Source organism: Streptomyces sp. NBC_00028 (assembly GCF_045041065.1).
Taxonomy (GTDB): Bacteria; Actinomycetota; Actinomycetes; order Streptomycetales; family Streptomycetaceae; genus Streptomyces.
Window position 1 is genome coordinate 215,003 of the sequence record NZ_CP108293.1, and the last position, 17,182, is coordinate 232,184.

Genomic DNA, 17,182 nt, shown 5'->3' on the forward strand with positions numbered 1-17,182 from the left:
GACCAGATGTCCGACCACCTCAGCCGGATCGTGGCCGCCCGGGTCAACGACCCCGGCGCCATCACGGCCGCCGCCGCGCGACGTGTCAAAGCCACCTCACCGCTGGGCGAGCACGGCAAGGCCATGATCGTCGCCGCCGACCACCCCGCACGCGGCGCCAACCGCGTCGGCGCCGACCCGTCCGCCATGGCCGACCGCTCCCGCCTGCTCGACCGGCTGTGCATCGCACTGGACCGCCCCGGCGTGACCGGCGTACTCGCCACCGCCGACATCCTCGAAGACCTGCTCCTGCTGGGCGTCCTCGACGGCAAGAGCGTCTTCGGCTCCATGAACCGCGCCGGCCTCGCAGGCTCCGTCTTCGAGATCGACGACCGTTTCACCGGTTACGACGCCGCCACCATCGCCGCGATGGGCTTCGACGGCGGCAAGATGCTCACCCGCATCGCCCTGCAGGACCCCATCACCCCGTCCGTGCTCGAGAACACCGCCCGCGCGGTCGACGAACTCAACGACCGTCAACTCATCGCGATGGTCGAGCCGTTCATCTCGGTATGGCAGGACGGCAGGATCCGCAACGACCTGTCCACCGACGCCGTCGTCACATCGGTCACCATCACTTCGGGACTCGGCCGCCGCACCGCCTACACCTGGCTGAAGCTGCCGGTCGTCGACGACATGGAGCGTGTCCTCGCCTCCTCCAGTCTCCCGGCGCTGCTGCTCGGCGGCGAGGTCAAGGACGCCGACGCGGCCTTCGCGTCCTGGGGCAAGGCACTGAAACAGCCCACCGCACAGGGCCTGGTCGTCGGCCGTTCCCTGCTCTACCCCTCGAACGGCGATGTCGCCGGCGCCGTGGACCGGGCGGTGAGCCTGCTGTGAGCGACACCGGCACGTACCACCTGCCGAAGGGGACCTCGGCCGAGGGGCCCTACGACCTCCAGGTCACGCCGGAGTCGGCGGGCTGGGGATACTCCGGCCTCAGGATCCTGACCCTGGAGCCGGGCGGCGAGCACGTTCTGTCCACCGGGGAGAGCGAGTTCCTGGTCCTGCCGCTGGCGGGCTCCTGCACCGTCACCACGGACGGCACGGCCTTCGAACTCGCCGGTCGGGCAGACGTGTTCGCCTCGGTCACCGACTTCGCCTATGTTCCCCGCGCGTCGCAGGCCCTGATCAGCAGCGTGCACGGAGGTCGTTTCGCGCTGCCCTCCGCCCGTACCGAGCAGGGAGGTCACTCGGCTCGGTACGGGCGCAAGGAGGACGTTCCCGTCGAACTGCGGGGTGCCGGCCCCTGCTCCCGGCAGGTCAACAACTACTGCCTGCCCGGGACCTTCGACGCCGAGCAGCTGCTGGTGTGCGAGGTGCTCACCCCCGGTGGCAACTGGTCCTCCTATCCCCCGCACAAGCACGACGAGGCCCGGCCCGGTGTGGAGTCGCAGCTGGAGGAGATCTACTACTTCGAGATCTCCGGCGGCGAGAACGGCTTCGGATATCAGCGGGTCTACGGCACGCCCGAACGACCCATGGACGTGCTCGCCGAGATCCGCTCCGGCGACACCGTGCTGATCCCGCACGGCTGGCACGGCCCCTCCATCGCCGCGCCCGGTTACGACCTCTACTACCTCAACGTCATGGCGGGGCCCGGCCAGGACCGGGCCTGGCTGATCTGCGACGACCCCGCCCACGGCTGGGTGCGCGCCACCTGGGACACGCAGGACGTCGACGACCGCCTGCCCTTCGGAGAGAACCCATGAACACCGTACGACTGACCACCGCGCAGGCCCTGGTGCGGTTCCTCGCCCACCAGTACAGCGAGCGGGACGGCCAGGAGCAGCGCCTGATCCCCGGCGTGTGGGGCATCTTCGGACACGGCAACGTGGCCGGAATCGGCCAGGCACTCCTCCAGGCCGCCGTCACCCGCGAGGCGGACCTGCCGTACTACCTCGCCCGCAACGAACAGGGCATGGTGCACGCCTCGGTCGCCTACGCGAAGATGCGCGACCGGCTGGCGACCTTCGCCTGCACCGCCTCCACCGGACCCGGCTCCACCAACATGATCACGGGTGCGGCACTGGCCACCACCAACCGCATCCCGGTGCTGCTGCTGCCCTCCGACATGTTCGCCACCCGGGCCGCCGACCCGGTGCTCCAGCAGCTGGAGGACACCCGAGGCGGCGACGTCACGGTCAACGACGCCTTCCGGGCCGTATCGAAGTACTTCGACCGCATCCAGCGGCCCGAGCAGCTGATCCCGGCCGCACTGGCGGCCATGCGGGTACTGACCGACCCGGTGGAGACCGGGGCCGTCACCCTGGCACTGCCGCAGGACGTACAGGCCGAAGCACACGACTGGCCCCTCTCCTTCTTCCGGCGCCGGGTGTGGCATGTCGGCCGCCCGGTACCGGAGACAGCCGCCGTCGCACGGGCCGCGGCCCTCCTCAAGAACGCCAGGAAGCCGCTGATCGTCGCCGGCGGCGGCACCGTCTACTCGGGTGCGGAGACCGCGCTGCGCGCGTTCGCCGACGCCACCGGCATCCCGGTCGCCGACACGCACGCGGGCAAGGGCGCGGTCCCCTGGGACCACCCCTGCGCGGTGGGCGGCATCGGCTCCACCGGCTCCTACGCGGCCAACGAACTGGCTCGTGAGGCCGATGTCGTCCTCGGAATCGGGACCCGGTACTCCGACTTCACCACCGCCAGCCACACCGTGTTCGGTGACCCCGACGTCACCTTCGTCAACCTCAACGTCGCCCGCCTGGACGCCGTCAAGCACTCTGCGGAGCCACTGGTGGCCGATGCCCGGCTCGGCATCGAAACCCTCGCAGCCGCGCTGGAGGGCTGGGAGGTGACTCCGGAGTACCGGACACGCACACGTGAACTCATCGCCCGCACCCGCGAGATCGAGGAGACCTGCTTCGCCCCGGACCGCAACACCGGTGAACTGCCCGCCCAGACACAGATCCTCGGCGCGCTCAACGACGTCCTGGACGACCGCGCGGTCGTCATCAACGCGGCCGGTTCCATGCCAGGTGACCTGCAGCAGCTGTGGCGGGCCCGCGACCCCAAGGCCTACCACGTCGAATACGCCTACTCCTGCATGGGCTACGAGGTCGCGGCCGGCGTCGGCACCAAGATGGCCGACCCCACCCGCGAAGTCGTCGTCCTCGTCGGTGACGGCTCGTACCTGATGATGGCCCAGGAGATCGTGACCATGGTCTCCGAGGGGCTGAAAGTCATCGTCGTCCTCGTACAGAACCACGGCTTCGCCTCCATCGGCTCACTGTCGGAGTCCTTGGGCTCACAGCGGTTCGGCACCAAGTACCGCTTCCGCGGCGACGATTCCGGCCTTCTCGACGGCGAGGTCCTGCCCGTCGACCTCGCGGCCAACGCCTCCAGCCTCGGCGCGGACGTCCTGCACGCCACCAGCGTCGAGGAGTTCCGCTCGGCCATCGAGAAGGCGAAGGCGGCCACCCGCACCACCGTCGTCCACGTCGAGACCGACCTGTACGGGCCCAACCCGCCCGACCACGGCTGGTGGGACGTCCCGGTCAGCGAGGTCTCCGCACTCGACAGCACGCAGACCGCCTACGACACCTATGCCGCCCACAAGCAGGCCCAGCGCCACTACCTCTAAGGACCCCGCTCCGTGAACACCATTGCCCACTGGATCAACGGCTCCCCCACCCAGGGGTCCGCCACCGCGACCCAGCCCGTCTTCAACCCCGCCACCGGAGCCGAGCAGGCCCGGGTCGTGCTGGGTGACGCCGCCGACGTGGACGCGGCCGTCACCGCAGCAGCCGCCGCCTTCGAGACGTGGTCGGAATCCTCCCTCAGCCAGCGCACCCAGGTGATGTTCGCCTTCCGCCAACTGCTGGTCGAGCACGAGGAGGAACTGGGCCGGATCATCTCGGCCGAGCACGGCAAGACCGTCGACGACGCCCGCGGCGAGATCACCCGCGGCCGCGAGGTCGTCGAGTTCGCCTGCGGCCTCGGCGACGTACTGAAGGGGGCCTTCTCCGACCAGGTCTCCCGCGGCGTGGACGTGCACAACTTCCGCCAGCCGCTCGGCGTCGTCGCCGGCATCACCCCGTTCAACTTCCCGGCCATGGTGCCCCTGTGGATGCACCCCATCGCCATCGCGACCGGCAACACGTTCCTGTTGAAGCCCAGCGAGCGCGACCCCTCCGCGGCCAACTTCGTCGCCGAGCTGTACAAGAAGGCAGGTCTGCCGGACGGCGTCTTCAACGTCGTCCACGGCGGCAAGGACGCGGTCGACGCCATCCTCACCCACCCCGGCATCGAGGCCGTCTCCTTCGTCGGCTCCACCCCCATCGCCAAGTACGTCCACGAGCGGGCCACTTCGCACGGCAAGCGCGTCCAGGCCCTCGGCGGCGCGAAGAACCACGCCGTCGTCCTCCCGGACGCGGACCTGGAGTTCGCCGCCAACCACATCACCGCCGGGGCCTACGGCTCGGCCGGCGAGCGATGCATGGCCGTGTCGGTGGCGGTCGCCGTGGGCGACGCGGCGGACGAGCTGGTGGACATCCTCCGGCGCAAGGCGAACGAGGTGAAGGTCGGCCCCGGTGACGCCGTCGGCACCGACATGGGACCGCTGGTCACCAAGGCCGCCCAGGAGCGCGTCGAGAACGCCGTCGGCACCGCGCAGACCCAGGGCGCCACCGTCGTCGTCGACGGCCGCGGCCTGAAGATCGACGACCCCACGTACGCCGACGGCTACTTCACCGGCCCCTCCCTCCTGGACCACGTCACCACCGAGATGGAGGCGTACCAGGAGGAGCTGTTCGGCCCGGTCCTCGCCGTTGTCCGCGCAGACTCCCTCGACCAGGCCATCGACCTGGTCAACGCCAACCCCTACGGCAACGGCACCGCCCTGTTCACCGCCTCCGGCGAAGCCGCCCGCACCTTCCAGCGCCGGATCAAGGTCGGCATGATCGGCATCAACGTGCCGGTGCCCGTCCCGATGTCCTACTACTCCTTCGGCGGCTGGAAGGACTCCCTCATCGGCGACTCCCCCATCCACGGCCCCGAGGGCATCCGCTTCTACACCCGCCCCAAGGTCGTCACCACACGCTGGCCCCAGCAGACCCAGCACATCACCGCCGGCTTCACCTTCCCCACCTCCAACTGAGTCCCCCTCCCCGAAGGACACACCATGGCAACGGCGCCAACCCCCGTGCGCACCACCGTCGGCAACCTCTGCCTGGGCTCCGCGCCCGACTCCTGGGGCGTGTGGTTCCCCGAGGACGAGCACCAGGTGCCCCACACCCGCTTCCTCGACGAGCTCGCCCGGGCCGGATACGAGTGGCTGGAACTCGGCCCGTACGGCTATCTGCCCACCGACCCGCAGCGACTGAAGGAGGAACTGGACGCCAGGGGCCTGAAGGTCTCCGGGGGCACCGCGTTCGGCGCCCTGCACCGGCCCGAGGCCTGGGACGACATGCTGGCCCATGTCCGCCAGGTGGCCGCCCTGACCGCCGCGGCCGGCGCACACCATCTCGTCCTGATCCCGCCCATGTACCGGGACGAGAAGACCGGCGCCTTCACCGAGTCCCCCGAGCTGACCGCCGAGCAGTGGGCGGGCTTCGGCAAGAACGCCGACCGGCTCGGCAGGCTCCTGCTGGACGAGTACGACGTACGTCTCGTCGTCCATCCGCACGCCGACAGCCACATCCAGACCCAGCCACAGATCGAGCGGCTGCTGAACGAGTCCGACGCCCGCTACACCAACCTGTGCCTGGACACCGGGCATGTGGCCTACGGCGGCGGCGACAACCTCGATCTGATCCGCCGGTTCGGCGAGCGCGTCGGCTATGTCCACATCAAGCAGATGGACCCCGAGATCCTCGCCCAGGTCGCCGCCGAGAACCTGGGCTTCGGCGAAGCCGTCAAGCGCGGGGTGTGTGTCTCACCGCCCGCGGGGGTCCCGGACCCGGCCGCCGTAGTGGCCGAACTGGCCACACTGGATGCCGAGTTGTTCGTGATCGTCGAGCAGGATCTGTATCCGTGTGCGCCCGAGGTGCCGCTGCCCATCGCGATCAGCACCCGTGAGCACCTGGCCGACTGCGGGCTGACGGGTACCCGCCGCCCGAAGCTCGGTTAGGGGGCACGATGGACGTCAAGCTCGGCACCACCCCGGTCACGGAACACGCACCCCCCGCGGTGGTCTCCCGCCGACTGCGGCTCATCACAGTCGTCGCCACCTTCGGCGGGCTCCTCTTCGGCTACGACACCGGCGTCATCAACGGCGCCCTGCCGTACATGACCGACGACCTCGGCCTCACGCCCTTCACCGAGGGCATGGTCACCAGCTCCCTCCTGCTGGGCGCCGCACTCGGCGCGGTGGTCGCGGGACGGCTCTCCGACGCACGCGGTCGGCGCCGCAGCATCCTCACGCTGGCCGTGCTGTTCTTCGTCGGCGCGCTGGCCGCCACCCTCGCCCCGAACACCGAAGTCATGGTCGTGGCCAGGTTCGTGCTCGGTCTCGCGGTCGGCGGCGCGTCGGTCACGGTCCCGGTGTACCTCGCGGAGATCTCCCCCGCAGAGCGGCGGGGCGCACTGGTCACCCGTAACGAACTCATGATCGTCACCGGTCAGCTGACCGCGTTCACCTGCAACGCGGTCATCGCACGGGTGGGTGACGAGTCCGGCGGCGTGTGGCGCTGGATGCTGGTCCTGGCGACCCTGCCGGCCGTGGCTCTCTGGTTCGGCGTCCTGGTCATGCCGGAGAGTCCCCGATGGCTGGCTTCGAAGAGCCGCTTCAACGAGGCCCTGGACGTCCTCAAGCAGGTCCGCACCCGACAGCGGGCCGAGGCCGAGCTCAAGGAGGTGGCCGCGCTCGCCGTCAAGGACGCCGAACAGCAACTCGGAGGCTGGACGGACATCAAGGCCACGCCATGGATCCGCAGGCTGATGTTCGTGGGCTTCGGCATCGCGATCGTGCAACAGGTCACCGGTGTCAACACGATCATGTACTACGGCACCCAGATCCTCACCGACGCCGGTTTCACCTCCGACAGCGCGCTGACCGCCAACATCGCCAACGGCGTCATCTCCGTACTCGCCACCTTCGTCGGGATCTGGCTGCTCGGCCGCGCGCCCCGCCGCCCGATGCTGATGACGGGCCAGCTCGGAACCACCGCCGCCCTGGTGCTGATCGGCGTCTTCTCGCTGGTCCTGCCGTCCGGCGATGCCCGGGCATACCTCGTGCTCGCGATGACCGTCACCTTCCTCGCCTTCCAGCAGGGCGCGATCTCACCGGTGACCTGGCTGATGCTCTCGGAGATCTTCCCCATGCGAATGCGCGCGTTCGGGATGGGCATGGCCGCCGTCGTGCTCTGGCTCACCAACTTCGCCATCGGACTCGCCTTCCCCTCCCTGGTCGACGCGGTGGGCGTGTCCAACACCTTCTTCCTCTTCGCGGTGCTGGGCGTCCTCGCCATCGTCTTCGTGAAGCTCTGCGTACCCGAGACCAAGGGGCGCTCCCTCGAAACCCTCGAAGCCGAACTCCGCACGCGCTTCTCCTAGTTCACGAACAGGCAGGAATCAATCCACATGACCGTACGCGTAGGCGTCATCGGCGCCGGCTGGATCGGCACAGAGCACATCCGCCGTCTCACCCACACCGTCACCGGCGCCCAGGTCACCGCCGTCACCGACATCGACCCCGCCCGCGCCCAGGACGCGGCGGCCCCAATCAACGCTCAAGTACTGACCGACGGCGCCGCCGTGATCGCTTCCGAGGAGGTGGACGCCGTCCTCGTGACCTCGTGGGGCCCCACCCACGCCGAGCACGTGCTGGCCGCGGTCGCCGCCGGCAAGCCGGTGTTCTGCGAGAAGCCCCTCGCCACCACCGCCGAGGACTGCCTCAGGATCGTCGAGGCCGAGCAGGCCCACGGCAGCCGGCTGGTCCAGGTCGGCTTCATGCGCCGCTACGACACCGGCTACCGGCAGATGAAGGAGGTCATCGACGCCGGCCGGATCGGTGAGCCGCTGATCGTGCACTGCGCCCACCGCAACCCGACCGTCCCTCAGTCGTACACCTCCTCCATGGCGGCCCTGGACACCGCCGTGCACGAGGTGGACGTACTGCGCTGGCTCCTCGACGACGAGATCGTCTCCACCCAGGTGCTCACCCCACGCGCCACGAGCAGGCGGTTCGCCCATCTCAAGGACCCGCAGATCATGCTCTTCGAGACGGCGAAGGGCGTCCGCATCGACCTGGAGGTCTTCGTCAACTGCCAGTACGGATACGACATCCAGTGCGAGGCAGTCGGTGAACAAGGCCTCGTAAGGCTGCCCGACCCGGCCACCGTGGGGGTGCGGACCGCCGCCTCGCACAGCACCGAGGTGCTCACCGACTGGGTCGGCCGCTTCCGGGACGCCTTCGACACCGAGTTCCGGGAGTGGATCGCGGGCATCGCCGCCGGAGACGAGCCCACGGGACCGTCCGCCTGGGACGGATACGCCGCCACCGTCATCACCGCCGCGACCGTCGAGGCCCTGGAGTCCGGCCGCGTCGTCGCCACGGACCTCAAGCCCCGTCCCGCCTTCTACGGAGGTGCCGCGTGAAGATCGCCCTCGACCCCTACATGTTCCGCGCCTTGCCGATCGACGCCATGGTGCGCACGGTCGCCGAACTCGGCTACGAATACATCGAGTTGTCACCGCGCGACGACTTCATGCCGTTCTTCCTGCACCCGCGCGCGGACGACGAGCGGATCGCCGAGCTGAAGAACTCCCTGCGTACCCACGGCGTCAAGCTCTCCTCCGTGCTGCCTCTGTACAAGTGGTCCTCACCCGACGAGAGCGAGCGGCAGGCCGCCGTACGCTACTGGAAGCGGATGATCGAGATCACCGCGGATCTCGAATGCCCTTTGATGAACTCGGAGTTCAACGGCCGCCCCGAGCGCGCCGCCGAGAGCGAGGCCGCGTTCTGGCGCTCTCTGGAGGAGTTGCTCCCGCTGTTCGAGCGCGAAGGCATCGCGTTGAACCTGGAGGCCCACCCGGACGACTTCTGCGAGGAGAACGCCCCCGCGGTCGATCTGGTCCGGGCCATCAACAAACCATGGGTCAACTACCTGTACTGCGCCCCGCACTCCTTCCACCTGTCCGGGGCGGACCCGAAGGCCGACATCGCGGCGATGATGCGCTACGCCGGTGACAGGCTCCAGCACGTGCACATCGCGGACTCCTTCAACCACAAGGGCTCCAGTGGCCTGCGGTACATCCTCAACCCGCCCGGCACCACGGCCCGCATCCACCAGCACCTGGACATCGGCCAGGGCGAGGTCGACTGGGACGCCTTCTTCTCCACCCTGCGCGAGCTGGACTTCGACGGCGTGGCCACCGCGTGTGTCTTCGCCTGGGAGGAGCGGGCCCGCGAGTCCTCAGCCTTCATGCTGGACCGCATCACCAAAGAACTCGCCGGATAGCCGACCAGGTACATGATCGAAGGCGTGGCGAACCGCCTCGCCGGTGTGGCCGGCGGTCTGGGCGTGCCGAGAGCAGGACCTTGCTGCACAGCGGCCGTACGGTGCCGGTGCACGCAGCCGGTCCGAGGCTTTGTTCGCCCTGGCCGCCGTCGCCATTCCGGTCACGGCTCTCGCCGGGGAACGGTTACGCCCGACATGGATGACCCCGCAGGAGGTCACCGTGAGCTGCCGTCGACGAGACGGACAACCCCCGAGGCGCTGGCCGAGCGGCTGACCGGCGCCACGGACCACGCGGCCGCGCTCCGGCCGGTGTCGCGGATCTTCGCCGCAGCACCGTTACTGACGTGGTCGCCGTTGAGTCGTCACGGTGAGACCGGTTCGGCGCGACATCCGTCGATGAGTATGTGGGCACCTCGCCCGCCGAGCGCACCACCACACTGGAGGCCGGCCAGCCCGGCGTGCGACTGCGGACCTATACCGATCTGCGGCGTCCCGAGGATCGGGTGCACTTGCGGAACCCCCGGACCTGCTCCTCGACGGCCTCGAGCAGGCCAGATACACGCCGTCCGAGGTACCCGGAGAGCATCACGGGCCCGCGTGATCACGGAGAGACATCGCGCGAGTCGTCGGCGCAACCGGTCCCGGTGTACCGCGGTACCACTCGGACTCCGAAGACTCCCCCGTGGTCCCAGGGTTCACGCCTGCCACGCCTCTAGCTTCGAAGGCAGGCACCGCGGCGCATCCGCGGCCGAGTTCCAGGCAGGAAAGGCCCATCACCATGATCGAAGCACGTGAGCTGACGAAGCGGTACGGCGACAAGACGGTCGTCGACAACCTGAGCTTCACCGTGAGGCCCGGCGAGGTGACCGGCTTCCTGGGTCCCAACGGCGCGGGCAAGTCAACGACCATGCGCATGATCGTCGGCCTGGACTCCCCCACCAAGGGCTCGGTCACCATCGCCGGCCGTTCCTACGCCGACCAGGCCGCACCGCTGCACGAGATCGGCTCCCTGCTGGAGGCCAAGTCCGTCCACCCCGGGCGCAGCGCGTTCAACCACCTGATGGCGCTCGCCCACACCCACGGGATTCCACGTCGCCGGGTGGACGAGGTCATCGAGCTGGCCGGACTGACCAGCGTGGCCGGCAAGCGAGTGGGCGCCTTCTCGCTCGGCATGGGCCAGCGGCTCGGCATCGCCGCCGCCCTCCTCGGCGACCCGGCGATCGTCATGCTCGACGAACCGGTCAACGGCCTCGACCCCGAAGGCGTGCTGTGGGTGCGCAACCTCCTGCGCTCGCTGGCCGACGAGGGTCGGGCCGTGATGCTCTCCTCGCACCTGATGAGCGAGACCGCGCTGATCGCCGACCACCTGGTCATCATCGGACGCGGCCGGCTGCTCGCCGACACCACGGTCGACGACTTCACCCGTGAGGCGAGCGGCGGCGGTGTGAAGGTCGCCTCCGCCGAGGCCACGAGGCTGCGCTCGCTGCTGGCCGGCCCCGACATCACCATCACCTCCTCCTCCGGCGAGGAACTGCTGGTCACCGGACGCGACGCCCGCGAGATCGGGACGATCGCCGCACGGCACGGGATCGCGCTGTACGAACTCACCCCGCAGGCCGTCTCCCTGGAGGCGGCGTTCATGGAACTCACCCGCGACGTCGTCGAGTACCAGAGCGCTCCGGCCGACACCGAACGAAAGGCCGCCTGATGCCCACCTCCGCACTGCACGGCGCCCAGCGCCCCGGCAAGCACGCCGGCCTCTCCACGGCACCCGATCCCCACACGTCCGCCCCGCGATACAAGGTGACCGGCATCCGGGTGCTGCGTTCGGAGTGGGCCAAGTTCTGGTCGCTGCGCTCCAGTTGGATCACCCTGGGCGTGGCCGTGTTCCTGCTGGTTCTCTTCGGTGCGATCGCTTCCTACACCTACAGTCCCGACGCCACCGCGACCGCCGGCCCGCCCGGAGGCGGCAGCGGCGACAGCGACGCGGTGAGCCTGGCCCTGACCGGAGTGACCTTCGCGTCGCTGGCCGTGGGCGTGCTCGGAGTGCTGCTCGCCGCGGGCGAGTACAGCACCGGCATGATCCGCTCCACCCTCACCGCGGTACCGCGCCGACTGCCCGTCCTGTGGTCCAAGGCCGCCGTGATCGGGCCGATCGTCCTGGCCCTCACCATGATCGGCGCGCTGGCCGCCTTCCTGCTGGGGGCCCCGGGCCTGGACGGCGAGAAGATCGCCCTGTCCCTGGGCGACGACGGCGTGCTGCGCAGCCTGGCCGGCGCGGGTGTCTACCTCGGCCTGGTGGCCGTGTTCGGCGTGGCACTGGGCATACTGATCCGCTCCTCCGCCGGAGCGATCGCGGTCCTCGTCGGCACCCTGCTCATCCTTCCCGGCCTGGCCTCGCTGCTGCCCGACTCGCTCTACGACACCATCAACCCCTACTTCCCCAGCAACGCGGGCTCGGCGGTCTACGCCCTGCACCAGTCCTCCGACGCCCTCTCACCCGGGGCGGGGCTCGCGGTCTTCGCCGGGTGGGTGGCACTGACCCTCGCCGGCGCGGCCTACCGGCTGCGCAAGTCCGACGCCTGACCCGGGCACGAGGACACTGGTGGTCATGAGCCCGCACCGAACGTCGGCCGACGGGGACACCGCCCGGGAGACGGCATCAGTCCCGCCGTCCCCCGGGTTCGACGCCGCCTGGGCGCACCCGCTCCTGGGCCGCCTGCTGCGCGACCAGAGCCGCCTCCAGCGACTGGACCGCCGGCATCCGTGGCTGTTCGACACCGCGGTGATGCTGGCCGTCCTCCTGATCAGCCTACCCGCCCTGCTCGGCGGCGACGGACACTCCCCTTTCGGGGACGGCGACGCCCATGACCAGTCGTCGTCCGCCATCCTGATCGTCTTCGTCGTCGCCCTCGTCGTTCCGCTGTGGTGGCGCCGCAAAGCCCCGGCCGTCACGTACTTCGTGATCGCGTCGGTATCTCTCGCCCAGTGGTCCATGGGTATCTGGCTGCCGACAGGCGTCAGCGCGCTGCTCGCGCTCTACACCCTGGCCCGCAGCGGTTCGCTGCGTGTACTGGGCTGGGCCGCCGTGCTGACCGTCGGTCAGGTGGTACTGGCCGTCTTCGTCCTGGTCCCGACCGCACACCCTGTCATCGGCGGCTTCTTCATACTGGGCACGGCGACGGCGGCCATCACCGCGGGTCTGACGCTGCGGATCCGACAGATGTACCTGGCGGCACTGGAGGACCGCGCCCGGCGGCTGGAGATCGAGCACGACCAACGCGTCCAACTCACCGCGGCCGCCGAGCGCTCCCGGGTCGCCCGCGAGATGCACGACATCGTCGGCCACAACCTCTCCGTCATGGTCAGCGTCGCCGACGGCGCCGCGACCCTGGCCGCCAACCGGAACGAGCAGTCCACCGAGGCCCTTCGCATCCTCGGCGACACCGGCCGCCAGGCCATGAACGAACTGCGCCGGGTACTGGGCGTCCTGCGCGACGAGCAGGACACCGAACACATGCTCAGCCCACAGCCTGGCATCGCCGATCTGGACCTCCTGCTGGAGCGGGTGCGCGCGGCAGGCCTGCGAGTGACCTACCGCGTCGTCGGCGACCTCGCTTCCCTGGACAGCGGCGTACAACTCACCGTGTACCGCGTCGTGCAGGAGTCACTGACCAACACCCTCAAGCACGCGGGTACCGGCACCTCCGCCGAGGTCACCATCACCGTCGAGGCCGGAGAGGTACGCATTCGGGTCTCCGATACCGGCACACCGCCAGGGACACCTGCGCGAGCGAAGCCGGAAACGTGCCATGAGGACGATTCCGGCCACGGCCTGGTCGGCATCCGCCAGCGGGCCGCCATGTACGGCGGCACCGTCATCATCGGACCGCGCGACACCGGCCACGGCTGGCTCGTCGACGTCATACTCGACGCGGCTTCCGCACCTGCCCCGCCGACACCGCAAGCACCAGGAGAACCCCTGCCATGACCACCGTGCTGATCGCCGACGACCAGCCCCTCCAACGCATGGGCGTCCGCATGCTCCTGGAGGGCACCCCTGGCCTGGAACCGGTCGGCGAGGCCGAGCACGGCGCCGAGGCAGTCCGCCTGGCCGCCGAGCTCCGCCCCGATGTCGCCCTCATGGACATCCGCATGCCCGGCATGGACGGAATCGAGGCCACTCGCCGCATCGTCGCCACCGGTGGCCGCACCCGCGTCCTCATCGTCACCACCTTCGACCTCGACGAGTACGCCTACGAAGGCCTGCGGGCCGGCGCCAGCGGCTTCCTGCTCAAGGACGCCCGACCCGAGGAACTCGTGGCAGGCATCCGCGCGGTCGCGACAGGCGACGCCGTCGTGGCCCCCCGCCTGACCCGGCGCCTGCTGGACTCCTACGCCCACCAGGTCCTCGCCCCGGCCGGCACCGCAGCCCAGGAGGACCCCCGGCTCAAGACCCTCAGCGACCGCGAGCGCGAGGTCCTCGTCGCCATCGGCCATGGCTGGACGAACACCGAGATCGGCGAACGGCTCCACCTCACCGAGTCCACCGTGAAGAAGCACGTCGGACGGGTCCTCGCCAAGATCGGGGCACGGGACCGTATCCAGGCCGTGATCATGGCGTACGACACCGGGTTGGTCAGGGCCAGGTCGTAACCCGGAGAGGCCCGACCGCGATACCTGGCGCGGTCCGCAGGCAGGCAGAGCAAGCTGACCGCGATCTGGCACCGGACCCGGCCCTCGGTACCCGCGGCATCAGCAGACCAGATGCCTGGGAACGTCTGCGGTTCTCATGCCTGGTGAGGAAGCGCTCGCACTCACCCGGCATTTCGATCCGCGTACCAGTAGTCAGCAATTTTCCATCGTGATGTCCGACTACGTCTTGACCGTGGCTCGTGGAACCGCTGCTGCGCACACTCGCGACGCACCGGGGGTACGCCTCGACATGCATTCCCTCGCGCCCGGCCAAGCAAGCAACTCACCTACGCTGACCGCCAGTTGGATGCAGGTCACGCACCCGGGTTCAGCGTGCCGCCATTTTCGGTCGGCGGTACCGACCTCGTGGCGGTGGTGCCGGAACGCCTGGCCGTTCTCCGAGGTCCCGCTCGTTGAGGCAATGTACTGGCACCACCAGCGACACTCCGACCCCGCACACCGCTGGCTCCGTAAGACGGTGCGCAGCGTTGGGGCCTAGCACGGCACTCGATGCCGGCTTCCCCTGCGACGTCCTCTTGGGCCTGACGGCTCCCGCCAATGCCGACTCAACGCACCCATCGCATCGGAACAGGACGGGGCCTCATCCCCCAATGTTGATGTCGTGTGACGCATCAACAGGCTCAAGGCCGACCGCCGTTATCGACCATGCAGGTCTCCGCCTCGCCTCCGTCCTTGTCCGGTCGGCGAGCTCGTCCGAAGGGAACGGCTCAAGCGGGTCCGCCGGGTAGGAGCAGCCTGAAAGTGCAGCCGTCGCCGGGGCGGGCGTCGAGTTCCAGGCGGCCACCGTGCGCGGTGGCGATGGCCGACGCGATGGCCAGGCCGAGGCCCGAGCCGGGCTCTGCCTCGTCCTCAGCCATGGCCGGCGGATCGGCGCGGTAGAAGCGGTCGAAGACATGACGGGCGTCCTCCGGTTCGAGCCCCTTCCCGTCGTCGATCACCTCGATCACGCACACCTCGAGACCGGTCGGGAGCGCGGGCCCGGAGCTCGTTCGCCCCGGTACGTCGATACCGCCGGTGCGCGGGCCGCAGCGGGTGGCCCCCACGCGTACCCGGATCCGGCTGTCGAGCGGTGTGTGGGTACAGGCGTTGGACAGCAGGTTGCCGACGACCTGCGCGAGCTGGTGCGGGTCACCGTCCGCTTCGACGACATCGAGGTCGCTGTCGGCGGCGGGTTCGGCGGGGTGATCCCCGAGCGGTTCCAGGGTGATGGCCCGGCACGGATAGGACAGTGCCGTGGCGGTGATCGTGTCGGCGGTGAGGGAGAGCAGGTCGACCGGTTCTCGCACCGGGCGTGGCGTGTCGCCGAGTTTGGCGAGGAGAAAGAGATCGTCGACGAGGCGGCTCATCCGCTCGGCGTTGCGCGCGATGAGGGTGTGCGCCTCGTGGCGCTCCGCCGGGCTCGCGGCGGGCCGGTCGAGGAGGAGCTCGGCGAAGCCCTGGATCGCGGTGAGCGGGGTGCGCAGTTCATGGCCGGCGTCCGCCATGAATCGGCGCATCCGACGTTCGGAGTCCTCCGTGCGGTGCAGCGCGGTGCGCAGCCGGTCGAGCATGGTGTTCAGCGCCATGCCGAGGCGGCCCACCTCGGTGTCGGGGTGGGGCACGGGTACGTTGAGTTCGAGCGCTCCTGCCGTGATGTCCTGTGCGGTGCGTTCGACGCGGGTGAGCGGCCGCAGACCGAAGCGGACGGCCGTGTTGCCCAGCAGGACGACGCCGACAGCCACGACCAAGCCGAGGCCGATGCTGAACCACAGGAACCTCGTCGTCGCGGCGTCCACTGTGTCGAGGGGTAGGGCGACGACGGCCCGCATGCCGTCAGGGCCGGTGTGGGCGAGGACCCGCCAGTCCGCACCGTCACTGCTGCTCGCGAGCGTGCCGGGCTGTCCCTCGGCCAGCTGCAACCTTGAGACGGAAGCGGGCAGTTGAGGGCCGGTTCCGTCACTGCGGCCCAGCGACTGCTTGAGCAGCTGCCCCTTCGCGCCGTAGAAGTAGACACGGTAGTCGGAGGGCAGGACGCTCTCCGCCCGCTGCTGGACCGTGCCGTTGGCCACATCCTCATAGACGCGTGTGGGCGGGCCGAAGTCGTCGAGTCGGCTGTCGACCTGGTCGACGAGCCAGCTGCGCAGCACCAGTTGACCGGCGGCCTGGCACAGGACGACGGCGCAGGTGGCGAGGAGCGCCGCGATCAGGACGAGGCGGCGCCGCAGGGAGCGGGGCCACAGCCGCCGCGGCGACCGCCTCATGGCGTCGCGGCCCGTGCCGTGTCCGACGGCAGGCGCAGGCAGTAGCCCACCCCGCGTACCGTGTGGATCAGCGCGGGGAGGTCTCGGTCGATCTTGCGGCGCAGACTCTTGACGTAGGTGTCGACGATCCGGGTGTCGCCGGAGAAGTCGTACCGCCAGACCTTCTCCAGGATCTCGCCCTTCTCCAGGACCCGCTCCGGGTGCGCCAGCAGGCAGGCGAGCAACCGGAACTCGGTCGGCGACAGTCTCAGCGCTCGCTCGGCCCGACGCGCCACGTGGGCACCTTCGTCCAGAACCAGATCGGCGTAGCGCATCGCGGGCCTGACCTCGCGAGCGGAGGCGGGCGCGCTGCCGCGGCGCAGGATGGCACGGATGCGCAGCAGCACCTCCTGGACGTGGAAGGGCTTGGTGACGTAGTCGTCGCCGCCGGAGCTGAGGCCGACGATGCGGTCCTCGACCTCGGTGCGGGCGGTGAGGAACAGCACGGGTGTGTAGACACCGTGAGCCCGCAGCTGGCGGGTGACCTCGAAGCCGTCAAGATCGGGCAGCATCACGTCCAGCACGATCAGGTCCGGTCGCCGGCTGCCGACCTGGAACATGGCCTGCTGCCCGTCCCCGGCCGTGACCACCGTGTATCCGGCAGCGGTGAGTGCTGTGGTGAGCAGGGCACGGATGCTGGCGTCGTCCTCCACAACGAGGACCGTGTGCCTGTTGCCGGGCACACGCGGCGTGGTGTGGTCGGTCACTGGCTGACACCTCGGTGATGTGGGCGGGCCGGAC

15 protein-coding genes are annotated in these 17,182 nt (G+C 69.7%); 13 read left to right on the forward strand and 2 right to left on the reverse strand.

Going from position 1 to position 17,182, the window contains the following annotated elements; genetic code table 11:
- Positions 1-6 precede the first annotated feature (6 nt).
- The 13 genes from OG885_RS01040 (at position 7) to OG885_RS01100 (ending at position 14,102) form a co-directional block, all read left to right on the forward strand.
- The gene (locus tag OG885_RS01040) at positions 7-876 is read left to right on the forward strand and encodes an aldolase (protein ID WP_405724513.1); all 870 of its coding nucleotides are present in this window, start codon (positions 7-9) and stop codon (positions 874-876) included.
- Complete coding sequence (gene iolB / locus OG885_RS01045; protein WP_405724515.1) at positions 873-1,748, forward strand: 5-deoxy-glucuronate isomerase; 876 nt, start codon at positions 873-875, stop codon at positions 1,746-1,748. Before OG885_RS01040 ends, iolB begins: the two co-directional genes overlap by 4 nt.
- Positions 1,745-3,628, forward strand: a complete 1,884-nt coding sequence (iolD, locus tag OG885_RS01050) for a 3D-(3,5/4)-trihydroxycyclohexane-1,2-dione acylhydrolase (decyclizing) (RefSeq protein ID WP_405724517.1) — start codon at positions 1,745-1,747, stop codon at positions 3,626-3,628. The genes iolB and iolD overlap by 4 nt, the downstream gene beginning before the upstream one ends.
- 12 nt (positions 3,629-3,640) lie before the next feature.
- Positions 3,641-5,143, forward strand: a complete 1,503-nt coding sequence (locus OG885_RS01055; RefSeq protein ID WP_405724519.1) for a CoA-acylating methylmalonate-semialdehyde dehydrogenase — start codon at positions 3,641-3,643, stop codon at positions 5,141-5,143.
- A 24-nt stretch (positions 5,144-5,167) separates the two neighbouring features.
- The gene (locus tag OG885_RS01060; RefSeq protein ID WP_405724521.1) at positions 5,168-6,115 is read left to right on the forward strand and encodes a TIM barrel protein; all 948 of its coding nucleotides are present in this window, start codon (positions 5,168-5,170) and stop codon (positions 6,113-6,115) included.
- Between the two features lie 8 nt (positions 6,116-6,123).
- Positions 6,124-7,539, forward strand: coding sequence for a sugar porter family MFS transporter (locus OG885_RS01065; protein WP_405724523.1), 1,416 nt, complete (start codon positions 6,124-6,126; stop codon positions 7,537-7,539).
- 27 nt (positions 7,540-7,566) lie between these two features.
- On the forward strand, positions 7,567-8,583 hold the full coding sequence (locus OG885_RS01070) for a Gfo/Idh/MocA family protein (protein WP_405724525.1): 1,017 nt from the start codon (positions 7,567-7,569) through the stop codon (positions 8,581-8,583).
- Positions 8,580-9,446, forward strand: coding sequence for a sugar phosphate isomerase/epimerase family protein (locus OG885_RS01075; protein WP_405724527.1), 867 nt, complete (start codon positions 8,580-8,582; stop codon positions 9,444-9,446). Before OG885_RS01070 ends, OG885_RS01075 begins: the two co-directional genes overlap by 4 nt.
- A 404-nt stretch (positions 9,447-9,850) precedes the next feature.
- Entirely contained in the window at positions 9,851-10,162 is a 312-nt protein-coding gene (locus tag OG885_RS01080; protein WP_405724529.1) for a DUF6207 family protein, read from the forward strand.
- Positions 10,163-10,224: 62 nt separating this feature from the next.
- Entirely contained in the window at positions 10,225-11,154 is a 930-nt protein-coding gene (locus OG885_RS01085; RefSeq protein WP_405724531.1) for an ABC transporter ATP-binding protein, read from the forward strand.
- Entirely contained in the window at positions 11,154-12,032 is an 879-nt protein-coding gene (locus OG885_RS01090) for an ABC transporter permease (RefSeq protein WP_405724533.1), read from the forward strand. The genes OG885_RS01085 and OG885_RS01090 overlap by 1 nt, the downstream gene beginning before the upstream one ends.
- A 25-nt stretch (positions 12,033-12,057) precedes the next feature.
- Entirely contained in the window at positions 12,058-13,437 is a 1,380-nt protein-coding gene (locus OG885_RS01095; protein WP_405724535.1) for a sensor histidine kinase, read from the forward strand.
- Positions 13,434-14,102 (forward strand): response regulator, encoded by a 669-nt coding sequence (locus tag OG885_RS01100; protein WP_405724537.1) that lies wholly within the window; start codon positions 13,434-13,436, stop codon positions 14,100-14,102. Before OG885_RS01095 ends, OG885_RS01100 begins: the two co-directional genes overlap by 4 nt.
- A 767-nt stretch (positions 14,103-14,869) precedes the next feature.
- On the opposite strand, the gene OG885_RS01105 is transcribed toward OG885_RS01100, so the two are convergent.
- Both OG885_RS01105 and OG885_RS01110 read right to left on the reverse strand, forming a co-directional pair.
- Complete coding sequence (locus OG885_RS01105) at positions 14,870-16,402, reverse strand: sensor histidine kinase (protein WP_405724539.1); 1,533 nt, start codon at positions 16,400-16,402, stop codon at positions 14,870-14,872.
- A complete protein-coding gene (locus tag OG885_RS01110) occupies positions 16,399-17,148 on the reverse strand; it encodes a response regulator transcription factor (protein WP_405724541.1) in 750 nt (249 codons plus the stop codon). Before OG885_RS01110 ends, OG885_RS01105 begins: the two co-directional genes overlap by 4 nt.
- Positions 17,149-17,182: the final 34 nt, after the last annotated feature.